The sequence below is a fragment of the Saccharopolyspora terrae genome (assembly GCF_004348435.1).
Classification (GTDB): domain Bacteria; phylum Actinomycetota; class Actinomycetes; order Mycobacteriales; family Pseudonocardiaceae; genus Saccharopolyspora; species Saccharopolyspora endophytica.
Map to the genome: position 1 here is coordinate 30988 of NZ_SMKS01000047.1, position 15453 is coordinate 46440.

General features: G+C 71.1%; 13 protein-coding genes. 9 read left to right on the forward strand and 4 right to left on the reverse strand.

What is annotated here, in order from left to right:
• Positions 1-207 precede the first annotated feature (207 nt).
• Both E1181_RS22490 and E1181_RS22495 read right to left on the reverse strand, forming a co-directional pair.
• Positions 208-1425: an arginine deiminase gene (locus tag E1181_RS22490; protein ID WP_132677635.1), complete on the reverse strand. Its 1218-nt coding sequence runs from the start codon at positions 1423-1425 to the stop codon at positions 208-210.
• 119 nt (positions 1426-1544) lie between these two features.
• Entirely contained in the window at positions 1545-2354 is an 810-nt protein-coding gene (locus E1181_RS22495) for a CPBP family intramembrane glutamic endopeptidase (RefSeq protein ID WP_235876957.1), read from the reverse strand.
• A gap of 134 nt (positions 2355-2488) precedes the next feature.
• Between E1181_RS22495 and E1181_RS22500 the strand changes: the two genes are divergently transcribed.
• Positions 2489-2866, forward strand: a complete 378-nt coding sequence (locus E1181_RS22500; protein WP_132677637.1) for a hypothetical protein — start codon at positions 2489-2491, stop codon at positions 2864-2866.
• 86 nt (positions 2867-2952) lie between these two features.
• On the opposite strand, the gene E1181_RS22505 is transcribed toward E1181_RS22500, so the two are convergent.
• The gene (locus E1181_RS22505; protein WP_132677638.1) at positions 2953-3735 is read right to left on the reverse strand and encodes a DUF2470 domain-containing protein; all 783 of its coding nucleotides are present in this window, start codon (positions 3733-3735) and stop codon (positions 2953-2955) included.
• A gap of 334 nt (positions 3736-4069) precedes the next feature.
• Between E1181_RS22505 and E1181_RS22510 the strand changes: the two genes are divergently transcribed.
• From E1181_RS22510 to E1181_RS22540, 7 genes are all read left to right on the forward strand, one after another.
• Complete coding sequence (locus E1181_RS22510; RefSeq protein ID WP_268952492.1) at positions 4070-4951, forward strand: hypothetical protein; 882 nt, start codon at positions 4070-4072, stop codon at positions 4949-4951.
• Entirely contained in the window at positions 4948-6153 is a 1206-nt protein-coding gene (locus tag E1181_RS22515; protein ID WP_132677639.1) for a fumarylacetoacetate hydrolase family protein, read from the forward strand. Before E1181_RS22510 ends, E1181_RS22515 begins: the two co-directional genes overlap by 4 nt.
• Before the next feature lie 4 nt (positions 6154-6157).
• Positions 6158-6844, forward strand: coding sequence for an IclR family transcriptional regulator (locus E1181_RS22520; protein WP_132677640.1), 687 nt, complete (start codon positions 6158-6160; stop codon positions 6842-6844).
• Positions 6845-7017: 173 nt separating this feature from the next.
• Complete coding sequence (locus tag E1181_RS22525) at positions 7018-8535, forward strand: cytochrome ubiquinol oxidase subunit I (protein WP_132677641.1); 1518 nt, start codon at positions 7018-7020, stop codon at positions 8533-8535.
• A 9-nt stretch (positions 8536-8544) separates the two neighbouring features.
• Positions 8545-9567, forward strand: a complete 1023-nt coding sequence (gene cydB, locus E1181_RS22530) for a cytochrome d ubiquinol oxidase subunit II (RefSeq protein WP_132677642.1) — start codon at positions 8545-8547, stop codon at positions 9565-9567.
• Positions 9564-12794 (forward strand): thiol reductant ABC exporter subunit CydD, encoded by a 3231-nt coding sequence (cydD, locus tag E1181_RS22535; RefSeq protein WP_235876958.1) that lies wholly within the window; start codon positions 9564-9566, stop codon positions 12792-12794. Before cydB ends, cydD begins: the two co-directional genes overlap by 4 nt.
• A 56-nt stretch (positions 12795-12850) precedes the next feature.
• Complete coding sequence (locus tag E1181_RS22540; RefSeq protein WP_132677643.1) at positions 12851-13999, forward strand: GAF domain-containing sensor histidine kinase; 1149 nt, start codon at positions 12851-12853, stop codon at positions 13997-13999.
• On the opposite strand, the gene E1181_RS22545 is transcribed toward E1181_RS22540, so the two are convergent.
• The gene (locus E1181_RS22545) at positions 13996-14391 is read right to left on the reverse strand and encodes an Rv3235 family protein (protein ID WP_235876959.1); all 396 of its coding nucleotides are present in this window, start codon (positions 14389-14391) and stop codon (positions 13996-13998) included. The two genes, E1181_RS22540 and E1181_RS22545, sit on opposite strands and share 4 nt — an antisense overlap.
• Before the next feature lie 111 nt (positions 14392-14502).
• Between E1181_RS22545 and E1181_RS22550 the strand changes: the two genes are divergently transcribed.
• A complete protein-coding gene (locus tag E1181_RS22550; protein ID WP_235876960.1) occupies positions 14503-14886 on the forward strand; it encodes an HAD-IA family hydrolase in 384 nt (127 codons plus the stop codon).
• Positions 14887-15453 lie beyond the last annotated feature (567 nt).

The following is a 15453-nucleotide window of genomic DNA, read 5'->3' on the forward strand; positions in this document are numbered from 1 at the left end:
TAGCCTTAGTTCTCGGGCGGCCGAAGAAAGGCTACTCAATTAATCAAGCCAAGCCATACCTTGCTGTTTGCGCTGGTGGGAGCGCTGCTAGCAGGGAAGATGCGGGAAGTTGTCGATTCGGCGGCCGAGTGAACGCATACGCGTCCGCGAATCTGTCCGCCGAAGATCTTCGACTTGTTCTCGATCACACCCGAAATGTTCGCCCGATCAGGTGGCCGGGATTCCCGTGCCGCTCAGTTGCGCCCTGCTGATCGGACACGACATGCACCGCGGGCCGCCCCGGCCGGAACCCAGTTCCGAACCGCTGATGCGCAGCACCTCGATGCCGGCCTCCTCCAGCCGCGCGTTCGTCTCCGCGTTGCGCTCGTAGGCCACCACCACGCCGGGCGCGACCGCGAGGGTGTTGTTGCCGTCCTCCCACTGCTCGCGCTCCGCGGTGACGGGGTCGAGCCCGGTGTCGATGACCCGCAGCCGGTCGATGCCCATCGCCTCGGCCGCCGCGTCCAGGAACGGTTCCGGGCCGGACACGTCCAGCTCGCCGTCCTTGGGGCGCAGCGCGTAGGCGCGCAGCGAGTGCTGGATCGCCGGGTACATCACCACGGCGTCCCGGTCGACCATCGTGCACACCGTGTCCAGGTGCATCGACGCGCGCGTCTGCTCGATCGGCACCGCGAGAACCGTGTGCGCGAGGTCGTCGGCGAACATCGAGCGGGCCAGCGACTCGGCGCCCGCGGGGGTGGTGCGCTCGCCGACGCCGATCGCGACCACGCCGGGGGCCAGCAGCAGCACGTCGCCGCCCTCCACCGGCGCGGAGTGGGCGCCGTACGCGCGGGCCGCGTGCGAGAACCTCGGGTGGTAGGCGTAGATCAGATCGGTGATCGCCGACTCGCGCCGCCGGGCCGGCATCGCCAGCGCCGCGATCGCCACCCGGTCGCCGATCCACACCGACGAGTCGCGGGTGAACAGCAGGTTCGGCAGCGGTTCGATCGCGAAGTCGTGCGGGCGGTGCATCCGCCGCACCAGCGAGCCTTCGGCGTGGGGCAGCTCCTCGAAGGTCATGCCGCCGATGAGCACCTCGGCCAGCGTCGCGTCGGTGGCGCCGGACAGGTGCGAGCGCAGCGCGTCCGCCACGTCGCCGCCGAGCCTGAGCTCGTCGACACCGGCGTGCACGGCCGCGGCTCGCGCGCGGGCGTCGGCCAGCGCCTCGGTGAGCAGGTCGCGCAGCAGCAGCACCTCGACGCCGCGTCCGCGCAGCGCCTCCGCGAAGGCGTCGTGCTCCTCCTGCGCCCGGTCGACCCAGGGGATCGCGTCGAACAGCAGCTGGTCGTTGTTGCGCGGGGTGAGGCGCTTGAGCTCGGAACCGGGCCGGTGCAGCACCACCGAGTTCAGCGGTCCGACTTCGCTCTGGACATGCGGTCGAGTCACATCCCGAAGCCTAGCCCGGGCGAACAGAATCGTCGCTGATCACGCACATTTTCGATGGAACATGAACTTTCTCGGCCACTGAACCATCGATGTGTTGCGTCTGGTGCGGGATTCCAAGATCACGGGAGCCATCCGACGTGGCCGCGCAGCGCCGAGTAGCCGACGAACGCCACGACGTCGATCAGCGTGTGCCCGACGATGAGCGGGACCAGCCGGTTGGTGCGCTGCCAGATCCGCCCGTAGACCAGGCCCATCACGACGTTGCCCACGAACCCGCCGAAGCCCTGGTACAGGTGGTAGCTGCCGCGCAGCACCGCCGCCAGCCACAGCGACCGGTTCTCGCTCCAGCCGAGCTGCCGCAACCGGGTCAGCACGTAGCCGACGACCAGCACCTCCTCGGCGAAGGCGTTGCCGAACGCGGCGAGCGCGAGAACCGGTGCCCGCCACCACGCGTCGGTCAGCGTCGAGGGCTGCACGGTCAGGCTCAGGCCCAGCGCGTGCGCCAGCAGGTACAGCCCGAGGCCGGGAACCCCGATGAGCGCGGCGAGTCCGGCGCCGCGCAGCACGTCCCCGCCGAGCCGGGTGCGGTCCAGGCCGATCCGCCACAGCGCCATGCCGCCGCGCCACAGCAGGAACGCGCCCAGCGCGCCCCACGCCACCAGGCGCAGCACGTTGACCAGTTGCGCCAGCATGTCGAGCAGCCCGAGATCGGCCTGCGGCTGGTTGATCGCGACCTGCTGCTGCGCCAGCGGCGTCGTCTGCAGGAGCGCGTCCAGCAGCGAGATCAGGCTCTGCAACCCCGACATCCCCAGGGTCACCGCGAACACCACGAGCAGTTCGATACCGATCGCCTTGCGCTCCGCCGGATCGGTGAACTCCTCGGGATCACCGGGGCGTGTTGGGCTCAGCCAGGCGCGCAGGGTGCTCACCGGACGAACCGTACCCGTCGTCGTGTTGCCGCCACCCGGATGTCGCGCCGCGTAGTGGAGGGAGAGATTTCGGTTGGAACCGCGGGAGGCCCGCATCCCGTCGTACGAGTGGTCGCCGACGCCGGAGGGTGGGCGTGGACGTTTACGTGTGGGGCACGCAGGAAGCCGAGCCCATGGCCGAGACATTGCCGGCACTGGCCATGCGCGTGCTGCGGGAGGTTCGGGAGTTCGATTCGATCAACTGCGCGCTGGGCGTGACTGATTTCTTCGGGATCCGCGACGGCGTGTTGGTGGAGTTCCAGTACGCGGATCCGGGCGGCCTGCAGGTCCGCTTCTCCGACGGGCTCCGCGAGGGCCGGGCGTGGTCGGTGGCGCACGCGTTCCTGTGGCTGGTGACGCGACAGACCCAGGTCGCCGAAGCCGTCCTCCTCGGCGGGGACGACGGTTCGCTGCGGTTCCGCCACGGGCGGATCACGCGTGCGGCGACGTGGTTCTCGGACGAGCTCTCCTGAGCGCGGGGCGGTTCTCGGTCCGAACCGATCGTGGTCGAAGTCCACTTCGTCCGGTCGATTCGGACCGGCACCGCCCGCTGCCGAGCTCAGGAGCCCTTGCGCTGCTCGGCGAGGAAGGGGCAGCCGACGAGGCGGCGGAGTTCGAAGCCGAGGCGCTCGGTGGTGTCGGCCGGGCGGGAGAAGCCGAGCCGGACGTCGTGATCGCCGTCGGAGGACTCGACGCGCAGCCGCAGGCCGTAGCGGTCCAGGCCGAGCGGGCGGATGTGCCCGCCGCGCAGCTGTTCCGGCAGGTGCCGGGCGAGCAGGCCGACGACGTCGCGGTGCGAGAGCTCCAGGTGCCGCAGCCAGTCGTCCTCGAAGGTGCAGAACGGGTCGGGGGTCGCGGCCTGGAACTCGGTGGAGTCCACCGAATCCGTTCCCTCGGCGTCGGCCAGCACGATCGAGGCGGATTCCAGCCGCAGCACGCTCGCACCGTGGCCGGCGTCCAGCAGCCGCGGGTCCGGGCGGTCGTCGACGATCGACAGCACCTCGTGGTGCGCCTCTTCGAGGTCCAGCACCCGCAGCCAGCCGGTCAGCCACAGCAGTCCGCGGACCGGTTCCCGCAGGCGCACCGGGGTCGGGTCGGCGACCTCGATGACGGCGGCGAGCTCGCCGCGCGGCGCGTGCCAGCAGGCCGCGATCAGCGGGTGGTCATCGGCGAGCAGCACGGTCGCGCTGCCGTCCGGGTGCACGTGGTGCAGCAAGGGGGCGACGCGAGCCGAGACCTCGCCGGACGGCAGCAGTGCCGCCTTCCCACCACGTTTGGCAATGCTCCTGGCTCGTTCCGCGACACTGGGTCTGGCCGGCTTGCGGATCGTCTTCTCGCCCACCTGCTCACCTCCTACTTAGGCAAGCCTAACTTAAGTTTGAGCGCGGCGAAAGTCCCCGGTCCGGTGAGCGGATCGCGGATCTCGCGGACTTCCCACGCGATGCAACGCCCTTACTACCAGGTGCGACGACGCGATGGGGAGCCGACCGGAGTAGTGAGCGGAGGGCCGTGCGGGTGGTATTTCGGGCCGAACCACCCGGGTGGTGGGTGCGCTGACTACGCAGGGGTGCATGATGTCGGCCAAACTCGTCCCAGGGAGCCGCATATGACCCGGTCAGACGTCCGTTTTTCGGGCATCTTTGTTCACTGGCCGCAACGGCACTAGCGTGTCCACCGTGTCAAGCGCTGTTGAGCTTCGCGCGCCAGGTCCGCGCGGCATCCCACCCCTGTTCGCCCGACTGGTCGATGACGCCGCGCTGTTCCCACCCGGCAACCGCAACGAGGTGGCCACTCCGGTGCCGCAGGCGGTCGCCGAGCACCTGGACGCGCGGGCCGGTGAGTTCGCAGGTCTGCTCGGCCCGATGCTGTGCCAGGCGTCGCGGCTCGCCGAGCTGATCACCGAGCTGGCCAAGACCAAGCCGTCCTCCCCGGTCCCGCTGTCGCTGGTGTGCGACACCGGCCTGGGCGGGGTCCCCAAGGCGCTGTCGATCATCGAAGGCCGCCAGGAGCTGCTGGCCCTGCGGATGGTCGAGATGCCCGCGCCGTCGGACGTCGACGACATCTGGCTGGAGCGCGTCTCGGAGTTCGTGCCCGAGGACATCACCCGCGTCGTCGAGCCGCGCCGAGGAGGCGAGGGCTGGCTGGACGGCGTTCGCCGCGTCGCCGAGCACGGCTGCTGGCCGAAGCTGCGCACCGGCGGTCAGACCGCCGAAGCCGTCCCCACCGTCGACGAGGTCGCCGAGTTCCTCGCCGTCGCCGGATCGCTCGACGTGCCGTTCAAGGCCACCACCGGCCTGCACGCCGCCGTCCGGGGCGAGGATCCTGAAACCGGGTTCACCCATCACGGTTTCCTCAACCTGCTCGTCGCGACCGGGCGGTCCCTTTCCGGGAAGGATGTGCGGGCGGCGCTGGAAAGCACCGATGGTGCTGCGCTGGCCGAGGAGGCCCGCTCGCTGTCCGACGACGCGGCCAACGCGGTGCGCGACGTCTTCGCCTCGTACGGCTCGTGCTCGCTGAAGGACCCCGTCGCCGAACTGGAAGGATTGGGGTTGCTTTGACCTGGATCGAGGACGCGGAGTTCACCCCGGACAAGCCGTTCGGCCCGCAGACCCTCCCCTACGGGGTGCTGGTCACGGGCAACGGTCCGGTGGTCGCCGTGCGCGTCGGGCGGCACGCCCTGCCGCTGCGCGGCATCGCGGGTGAACTCGGTCCTCGCCTGGCGGAGCTGATCTCCGGTGACTCCCTCGACCCGCTGCTCGCCGCGGGCCGCGACGCCTGGCGCGAGCTGCGGGAGCGGCTCACCGGCATCGTGACCGCCGACCGCGCGCCCTCCGGCGCGGAGCTGGTGCGCACCGACTGGCACACGCTGTCGATGCCGTTCACCGTCGGCGACTACGTCGACTTCTTCGCCTCCCGGCACCACGCCGAGAACGCCGGCCGCATCCTGGCGCGCGGTTCGGCGCCGCTGCCGGAGAACTGGACGCACCTGCCGGTCGGCTACCACGGTCGTTCCGGGACCGTCCACGTCTCGGGCACCGACGTCCACCGGCCCAGCAGTCAGCGCAAGGCCGCCGGTGACGCGCACCCGGCGTTCGGCCCGACCCGGCGGCTGGACTTCGAGGCCGAGGTCGGGTTCGTCTGCGGCGGCGAGGCCGCCGCGCAGATCCCCACCTCCGAGTTCGCCGATCACGTCTTCGGCGTCGCGCTGGTCAACGACTGGTCGGCGCGCGACGTCCAGGCGTGGGAGTCCAAGCCGCTCGGCCCGTTCCTGGCCAAGTCCTTCGCCACCTCCATCGCCGGCTGGATCACGCCGCTGGAGGCGCTCGAGGAGGCCAGGATCGCCGTCCCGCCGCCGGAGCAGCCGTTGCAGCAGTACCTGGTGGAGCACGAGCCGTGGGGTCTCGACCTGCGGCTGGAGGTGCGCTGCAACGAGACCTTGCTGTCGCAGCCGAGGTTCGCCGACATGTACTGGTCGCCCGCCCAGCAGCTGGCGCACATGACCGTCGGCGGGGCACCGGCCCGGCCGGGCGACCTGTTCGCCTCCGGCACCGTGTCCGGGCCCGAACGCGACCAGCGCGGGTGCCTGCTGGAGCTGACCTGGGGCGGATCGGATCCGATCACTCTCTCCGACGGCGAGCAGCGGACCTTCCTCCAGGACGGCGACCGGGTGACACTGAGTGGCAGCGCGCCGGGTCCCGGCGGTTCGGTCGTCGGGCTCGGCGAGGTGACCGGCACGGTGCTCGCGGCGGCTCGGAGGTGACGCGATGGCCATACCGGATCCGGCGCACGCCGCCCCGCGCCTGCAACCCGAGGTGCCCGCGGGCACCAAGGAGAGCTCGCTGACGCTCGAACGCGGGCTGAGCCTGCTGCAGGCGGTGGCCGACGCGGAGAGCGAAGCGCCCACGATCAGCGACCTGGCCGCACGCATCGGCGTGAGCCGCGCCGCGGTGTACCGGCTGCTCGGACCGCTGCAGAGCCGCGGGCTGGTGCGTCGCGAAGGATCTCGGGTCCGGCTGGGCCTGGGCGTGCTGTGGCTGGCAGGACGGGTCCTGCCGCAGCTGCGGGTCGCCTGCACGCCCGCGCTGCGCGGGCTGGCCGAGAAGGTGGGCGCCACCGCGCACCTGACCGTCGCCGACGGCAGCGAGGCGCAGGCCGTCGCGGTCGTCGAACCGTCCTGGACCAGCTACCACGTGTCCTACCGGGTGGGCACGCGTCATCCCGTCCAGCGCGGTGCCGCCGGGCAGGCGGTGGACCTGCCGGTGGGCTCTCCGCGGTGGATCTCCAGCAGCGGTGACCTGCAGCAGGGCGCGTTCGGCGTGGCCGCGCCGGTGCGCGGGGTCCCGGGGCTGCGCGCCAGCGTCGGGGTGGTGGCGCTGCAGCCGATCGCGGCCGACGAGATCGGGCCGCTGGTCGTCGAGACGGCCGAGGCCGTGGCGGAAGCCCTGCGGTGACGGTCCGCGTCTTCTCGCCCACCTGATCGTTGGGGAAGGTCGTTCCGGGCGGGTGGCCGAGGTCGCGCTGCGTCGAGGGGGACCTTGGTCCCGCTGAAACCAGGACGCTCGACCGGGCGATTGGGGGGCCCTTGCCTCTGCGCGCGCGAGTGCGCGGACGGCAGTGTGGTGTTGTGGATCTGCTCGACATCGCGCGCTGGCAGTTCGGGATCACGACCGTCTACCACTTCCTGATGGTGCCGCTGACCATCGGACTGGCGATCTTGGTCGCCGGGATGCAGACGGCCTGGTACCGGACCGGGAACCGCCGATACCTGAAGATGACCAAGTTCTGGGGCAAGTTGATGCTCATCAACTTCGCCATGGGCGTGGTCACCGGGATCGTGCAGGAGTTCCAGTTCGGCATGGCCTGGAGCGCCTACTCCCGCTTCGTCGGTGACGTCTTCGGCGCGCCGCTGGCGATGGAGGGCCTGCTCGCGTTCTTCGTCGAGTCGACCTTCCTCGGCCTGTGGATCTTCGGCTGGGACCGGCTGTCCAAGGGCGTGCACCTGGCGTGCGCGTGGGCGTTCTCGCTGGCCACCGTGCTGTCGGCGTACTTCATCCTGGCCGCCAACTCGTGGATGCAGCACCCCGTCGGCGTGCGGATGGTCGACGGCAAGCCGGAGCTGATCTCGATCTGGGCGGTGCTGACCAACTCGACGGTGCTGGCCGCGTTCCCGCACACGATCTTCGGCTGCTTCGCCGTCGCGGGCGGATTCCTCATCGGCATCGCGGCCTGGCAGATCGCCCGACAGCGCAAGCAGGCCGACAAGGCCGGGGAGCTCGTCGACGAGGAGGACCGGCGGACCTGGCACGGGTCGATGCGGCTCGGCGCCTGGGTGGCGGTCGTCGCCTTCGCCGGCCTGGCCATCAGCGGCGACGTCCAGGGCAAGCTGATGTTCGACCAGCAGCCGATGAAGATGGCATCCGCGGAAGCGCTGTGCCACAGCGAGGCGCCCGCCAGCTTCTCGATCTTCGCGGTCGGCGACGTCCGCAGCCCCAACTGCGAGGACGTCAAGAGCCTGACCGTGCCCTACATCCTGTCCTACCTCGCCGAAGGTGACTTCACCAGCGAGGTCGATGGGGTCAACGAGCTGATCCCGAGGTACCAGGCCGAGTACGGCACGCACTACCCGAACGACCCGAGGCTCGGGCAGTTCGCCGGCCAGCCGATCGACTACCAGCCGCTGCTGCCGGTGACCTACTGGGGATTCCGGTTCATGATCGGCTTCGGCGGGCTGGCCGCGCTCGGCGGTCTGGTCGTGCTGTGGCTGACCCGCAAGCAGCGCTTCCCCAAGGGCAAGCTGTGGGCCCCGCTGGCGCTGCTGGGCATCGGAGCGCCGTTCGTCGGCAACATCTCGGGCTGGGTGTTCACCGAGATGGGGCGCCAGCCGTTCGTGGTCGCGCCCAACCCGAACCCGTCCGGTGTGGACGGAGTCTTCATGTACACCGCTTCGGCCGTGTCCTCCGGCGTCACGCCCGGCGAGATGCTGACCTCGGTGATCAGCCTGACCGCGCTGTACGGAGTGCTGCTGGTCGTGGAGGTCTTCCTGATGATCCGCTTCGCCCGTGGAGGCTTCGCGGCCGTGATGCCACCGGAGAAGGAACCGGGCGAGTCCGACTCCGACGAAGCCCTGTCCTTCGCGTACTGAGAGGTCGAGATGGATCTGCCCACCTTCTGGTTCCTCGTGATCGCCCTGCTGTGGCTGGGATACCTGTTCCTGGAGGGCTTCGACTTCGGCGTCGGCATGCTGCTGCCGATCTTCGGGCCCCGGCGCAGCGAGCACGGCAACACCGACCGCAGAGTCATGATCAACACCATCGGCCCGGTCTGGGACGGCAACGAGGTCTGGCTGATCGTGGCCGGTGGTGCCACCTTCGCCGCCTTCCCCGGGTGGTACGCCTCGCTGTTCTCCACCGCCTACCTGCCGCTGCTGTTGCTGCTGCTCGCGCTCATCGGCCGCGGGGTCGCCTTCGAGTACCGCGGCAAGGTCGACACCGACCGCTGGCGCCGCACCTGGGACACCGTGATCGTGCTGGCGTCCTGGATCGCACCGGCGATGGTGGGACTCGTCCTGTCCGCCAACGTCTTCGGCCTGCCGCTGGACGCCAACGGTGACCGGGTCGGCGGCTGGTGGACGATCTTCACCCTGCCCAGCGTCGTCGGTGCGATCGCCGTGGTCACCTTCTCGATGCTGCACGGAGCGGTGTTCCTGGCGCTCAAGACCGAGGGCGAGATCCGGCTGCGGGCCCGGCGGTTCGCGCTGCGCGCGGGCGTGCCGCTGCTGCTGCCGGTGGTCGCGCTGGTGCTGCTCGCCCAGTTCCGCGCGGGCTCGGCCTGGACCTGGATCCCGCTGGTCATCGCGCTGGTCGCCGGACTGCTCGGGGTCGCCCGGGTCGCCGCCGATCGCGAGGGCCAGGCGTTCTTCCTGCAGGCCGTCGCGCTGACCGGCGTCGTGGTGACCCTGTTCGGAGCGCTGTGGCCGAACGTCATCCCGTCCACCGTGGACCCGGCGTTCTCGCTGTCGATCTCCGACACCGCCGCCAGCGACTACCCGTTGATGATCATGACGTGGGTCGCCGCGTTCGGAACCCCGGCCGTGATGATCTACCAAGGCTGGACGTACTGGGTGTTCCGCAAGCGCATCGGCACCAAGCACATCCCGCCGGTGCACGCCCCGTGACCGGGCCGCTCGGCGCGCTGCCCCGGCTGTCCGGGGCGACCCGGCGCGCCCTGGTGGTCGCGGGACTGCTCGCCGCGGGCAACGCGATCGCGCTCATCGCGCAGGCGTGGGCGATCGGCAGCGCGCTCGCCGACGTCGTCGTGCGCGGCGTGCCCGCGGTCGAGATCGGCGACCGGCTGGTGGTCCTGGCCGTCGCCGTGATCGCCCGCGCCCTGCTGAGCTGGGCGACCGAATCGGTGTCCGCCCGCGCCGCCGCCGGGGCCAAGGAGGAGCTGCGCGCCCTGCTGCTGGACTCCGCCCTGCGGCGCGGCCCCGAGTGGATCGGCAGGCGCGGTCCCGCGGAGCTGACGGCGCTGGCCACCCGCGGTCTGGACGCGCTCGACGCCTACTTCACCAAGTACCTGCCCGCGCTGGTCACCGCCGCGATCGTGCCGCCGCTGGTCGGCGCCTGGATCCTCTGGTCGGACTGGGTGTCGGCGCTGGTCGTGGTCCTGACCGTGCCGCTCATCCCGCTGTTCGCCTGGCTCGTCGGCCGCTTCACCGAGCAGCGCATCGCCCGCGCCACCGATTCCGAGCACCGGCTGTCCGCGCGCCTGCTGGAACTGATCCGCGCGCTGCCGGTGCTCACGGCCTTCGGCCGCGCGCGGGCGCAGCGCGAGGTCGTGCGCCGCGTCAGCGAGGAGCACCGCCGCAGCACCGTCGCCACGCTGCGGATCGCGTTCCTGTCCGCGCTGGTGCTGGAGCTGTTCTCATCGCTGGCGGTGGCGATGGTCGCCGTCGGCATCGGTCTGCGGCTCGTCGCCGGCGATCTCGACCTGACCACCGGGCTGTTGGTGCTGGTCCTGGCCCCGGAGTGCTACCTGCCGCTGCGCGCGGTCGGCGCCGCGCACCACGCCAGCGAGGACGGTGTGGAAGCCGTCCGGCGGGTGGACGAGATCGTGTCCGCGCCCGAGGAGAAAGGCTTCGCGATCACCGGCTCTCCGGACGACGCCCCCGGCGTGCTGCGGGTGTCCGGACTGCGCGTGCGACGCCGCGACGCCTTCGTGCCGGACGGTCTGAGCTTCACCGCGCGCCCCGGAACCGTGGTGCGGCTCGCCATCGGCGACGTCGGCCCCAGCGGCAGCGGGAAGTCCACCACCTTGTCGGTGCTCCTCGGCTTCACGCGCCCCGACTCCGGCACGGTGACCTGCGGCGGAACCACCCCCGACGTCGCGGAGTGGCGTCGGCGGGTCGCCTGGGTCCCGCAGCACCCGACCTTCACCGGGGGAACGGCCCGCGACGAGCTGCTGGTGGCCACCGCCGATCAGCCGGACCTGGCCGAACACCTCGACGAGGCGCTGGGCGAGGCGTTCGCCGGCCACCTGCGGGACCGCCGCATCGACGAGCTGTCGGCCGGCGAGCGGCAGCGCGTCGCCGTCGCCCGCGCGCTGCTGCGGCTGCGCGGCTCGGCGACGTTCCTGCTGCTCGACGAACCGACCGCGCACCTGGACGCGGCCAGCGCGCAGCACGTCGACGCGGCGATCGAACGCGCCGCGGCATCGGGCGCGACCGTCGTCCTGGCCAGCCACCGCCCGACCGGTGACGGCGCCGAGGTCGAGATCTCCGCTCCGACCGTCGAAGCCCAGGCCGAGGAAGCGGCGACCGGCCGGGGACGGCTGCGCGACCTGATCAGCCTCCGGATGCTGGCCGGCGCGGGACTCGGGGCGCTGTCGCTGCTGTCCGGTCTCGCGCTCACCGCCGTGTCCGCCTGGTTGATCGCTCGCGCCTCCCAGCAACCCCCGATCCTCACGCTGTCCGTCGCGGTCGTCGGTGTCCGGACCTTCGCGCTCTCGCGTGCCGCGCTGCGCTACGTCGAACGTCTCGTCACCCACGACGCCGCCTTCCGCACTGCCGGTGACCTTCGGGAACGCCTGTGGTCCGGGTTGGTCCGCCGTGGACCCGTCCGCACCGCCGGACTCCGCCGCGGCGAAGGGGTGGCGCGGCTCGTCGACGACGTCGACAAGGTCCGCGACCTGATCCCGCGCGTCCTGCTGCCGCCCCTGATCGCGTTCGCGGTGCTCGTGGCCGCCGTCGTCGTCCAGGCGCTGGTGTTGCCCGAAGCCGGTCTCGTGCTCGCCGCCGCGCTGGTCGTGGCGAGCGTGGCGACCCCCGCCGCAGCGGTGATCGCCGAACGCCGCGCCAGCGACGCGGTCGCCGAGGGCCGTCGCGTCGTGGCGGCACGGGTGCTGGCGCTGCTCGACGGCGCCGCCGAACTGCTCGCCTTCGGCGCGCACACCGGCCGCCGAGCCGAACTCGCCGCTGCGGACACGCGGCTGGCTGCCCGCGCGCGCCGCGCCGCGTTCGGAACGGGTGCCGCGACCGCCGTGCACACGCTGCTGATCGGCGCCGCGGTGCTCGGCAGCGCCCACCTCGCGGCCATCGCGGTCGCCGAAGGGCGCCTGGCCCCCGAACTCGCACCGCTGCTCGGGCTCGTCCCGCTGGCCGCGGCCGAAGCCGTAGCGCTGCTGGCGCCCGCCGCGCAGCAGTGGCGGTCGATGCGCACCGCCCACGACCGGATCGCACCGCTCCTCACCAGCCAGGACGCCCAGGCGACGCCGACCCGCACCGGAGGCGAGATCGAACTGGTCGACGCCGACATCTCCTGGCCCGACGGCGAACCGGTGCTCACCGGCGTCGACCTGAACGTGCCCGCGGGATCGCACGTGGCCGTCGTCGGTCCCTCCGGAGCGGGCAAGTCGACCCTGCTCGCGCTGCTGCTCGGCTTCATGCCCGCCTCGCGCGGCTTGGCCCGGGTGCCCGAGCGCGTCGCCTGGTGCCCGCAGGACCCGCAGCTAGTGACCACCACCATCCGCGAGAACCTGCGGCTCGCCGCCCCACGCGCGTCCGACGCCGAACTCGCCGAAGCGCTCGACGCCGCCGCGCTGACCGGCTGGGACCTGGACACACCGGTCGGCAGCGGCGGAACCGAGCTCTCGGGCGGCGAAGCCCAGCGGCTCGCGCTGGCCCGAGCCTTGCTCGCCGACGCCGACCTGGTGCTGCTCGACGAACCCACCGCGCACCTCGACGCCGAGACGGCCGATGCGCTGCTGACCCGGCTGCGCACCGACCTCCGGGACCGGACCGTCGTGCACGTGACGCACCGGATCACCGAGACCGCGGGCGCCGACCTCGTGCTGCGGGTCGACGGCGGCACCGTCTCAGCCGTGACCACGGCGGATGTGTCATGAACCGCAGTCGCGACTCCCTTCACCGCGTGTACGGGCGCTATAGCCTCGAAAGCGTCATGGATTCCACTCTCGCCAGACGGATGCTCACCGCGTCCACCGAGATCACCAGAGTGGCGCTGTCCGCGGAAGACCCCGAGACCGTGCTGCCGCTGGTGGTCCGCCGCGCCGCGGAACTCGCCGAAGCGGACCTCGGCGTGGTCACCGTCCGCTCCGACGACGGCAGGCTCACCGTCGAAGCCGCCTACGGCGCACCGAGCGCGACCGGTCCGCTCGCCGACCCCGTCGGCACCGTGCTGTCCTCCCGTTCCGCGGCCGCCCGCGTCGCGCGCAGCGGCGTTCCCGTGGTCGTCGACGACCTGATCGACGACCCGTTGACCGCCCCGTACGTGCCCGCGTCGCTGCGGGTCTACGGCCCGTTCGCCGTCGCTCCCTTCGGCACCCGCGAACGACGTCTCGGCGCGCTCGCCGTCTACCGGCGGCGGGGCGCCTCGACCTTCAACCGCGTGGCCGTCGACGTGCTCACCTCCTTCGCCGCTCAGGCCGGGCTCGCGCTCGTGCTCGCCGAGGGCTCCACCGCTCGCCAGCGGATCGCCGTCTACCAGGAGCGCGAACGCATCGCCCGCGACCTGCACGACGTGATCGTGCAGCGCCTCTACGCCGCCGGTGTGCAGCTGGACGTGCTGCAACGACGGGTCGCGGGCAGCCTCGACACCGCCGACGCCGACCGGCTGGCCGAGACCGTCGAGCAGATCGACCAGGCCATCGCCGAGGTCCGGGCCACGGCCCGCACGCTGCGCTCGGCCGACCCGGAGACGCCCACCCAGGCACCCGCGCTCGACGACTCGATCCGCTCCGAGGTGCAGATCGCCGGCGAGCTCCTGGGGCGGCCCCCGAAGCTGGAGATCGACGGCGACCTCACCGACGTACCGGTCCCGGTCGCCGATCACGCACGAGCCGCGCTGCGCGAGGCGCTGTCCAACGTCGTCCGCCACTCCGGTGCCCGCACCGTCCTGGTCCGGGTCCGCCGGTCCGAGCCCGGACTGCGCTTGCAGGTCGTCGACGACGGCTGCGGTATCCCGCGCGACGTGAGCAAGCGCGGACTCCGCAACCTCGAAGAACGCGCCGCCGCAGCCGGCGGCCGCTGCACCCTCACCTCCTCCCCGGACAGCGGCACGACGGTCACCTGGGAAGTCCCGCTCTCCTAGATCGCGCTCCGCTCGATCGGGGACAAGCGGGTGCACACCCAGCGCTCCGCCCGCCGTTCGAGCCGCAGCGCCAGCGCGCGGATCCGGTGCGCGCCCACGACCAGGCACGCCTCCACCGCCGAGTCGCCGATCGCGCAGGCGTGCACCGAGCGCAGCCGGTACTCCGGGTGGTGCGCGCCCCGAAGCCGGAGGCCGAGGAGGTTGCCGAACACCGCGGCGGTCAGGTGCTCGCGCACGTTCTTCGCACCGGAACGCCCGGCCAGCACGTCGAAGACCTGCCCGCCGATCACCGAGGCCACCGATACCGCCGTGCGCTGAGCGGGATCGGGAATGGCCGGCTGCGGTGGATCGGTGCGGGGCAGCAGGGCGGTGCTGGGTTGGACTGCGGTCATGGGGCCTCCCACGTCGTTGATGTCGCCTTCGACGTGGAAGAGGCGCGAGACCCCCTGTTTCGGTCACTTTTCGGCCAGTACCACTCGATCGTGTGGCCTACGGTGCTTCACGTGGATCTGCGAGGACTGTTGCTCGACTACGCCGGGGTGCTCGACGAACCGGGGATGGACGCGGTGGCGAGAACCGTGCGCGGCGCGGGAGTGCGCACCGCCGTCGTCTCCAACGCCGACCGACTCGCGGATCCGGCATTGCCGGACGCATTCGACGCGGTCGTGCTCTCCGGTGTCGTCGGATACGCCAAACCCGATGCCGAGATCTACCGGCTCGCAGCGCGCCGTCTCGGACTCGAACCGGGGGAGTGCGTGTTCGTCGACGACCTCCGCCGCAATGTCGATGGCGCGGTCGCCGCGGGAATGGTGGGCATCCACCACTCCGACATCGAATCCACGGTCATGGAGCTCCAGGCCCTCTTCGACATCGAACTGGGCCTCTGACCTGGTGTTTCACCCTTAAAGGGGGGGTGGTGTTCACGGGGTTTTTCGGGGTGCGTAAAGTATTCCAAGTCAGAGCGACACGGGCCGGGAAAAACCGGGCCGGGCCTGACGGGGCCCCGAGAACCTCGCTTAAACCTTAGGGTGTTAGTGTGGTGGGGCCCGAGAAAAACGGGTAAGACCTTTTGATAATGTGAATACCGATTGAGCGGTTGTTTCGCTTGATGTCGCCGGGTACGGGGCTTGCTTGAAGGTCACGGAATGGCGACGGACGAGAATGAGACCCCCGGTTTGACCGAGGAAATCAGGATGGTCTAGAGTGGGAAACACCGCGAGAGCGGGAATCACCGAGGAAATGACTCCCCGGAGTTCGCGGCCCTGGAAAAGGGGGTTGTGGCGATGGTGTGGGTGTGTTCTTTGAGAACTCAACAGTGGACTGTTTTGTTAGTGTTCTTTTATGCCCCTGACCAGTTGTCTCTTCGGAGATGGTGGTTGGTGGTTTCTTTGAGTATCACGCTCCGACCTTTGGGTTGTTGAGTGTGTGCTGGGATTGTTTCAACAAGGCATTGT

What these genes read in the sequence shown, in the direction of transcription:
- E1181_RS22520 (WP_132677640.1), top strand. Translation starts at nt 6,158, where the DNA reads ATGGCCATACCGGATCCGGCGCACGCCGCCCCGCGCCTGCAACCCGAG.
- cydB (WP_132677642.1), top strand. Translation starts at nt 8,545, where the DNA reads ATGGATCTGCCCACCTTCTGGTTCCTCGTGATCGCCCTGCTGTGGCTG.
- E1181_RS22540 (WP_132677643.1), top strand. Translation starts at nt 12,851, where the DNA reads ATGGATTCCACTCTCGCCAGACGGATGCTCACCGCGTCCACCGAGATC.
- E1181_RS22545 (WP_235876959.1), bottom strand. Translation starts at nt 14,391, where the DNA reads ATGACCGCAGTCCAACCCAGCACCGCCCTGCTGCCCCGCACCGATCCA.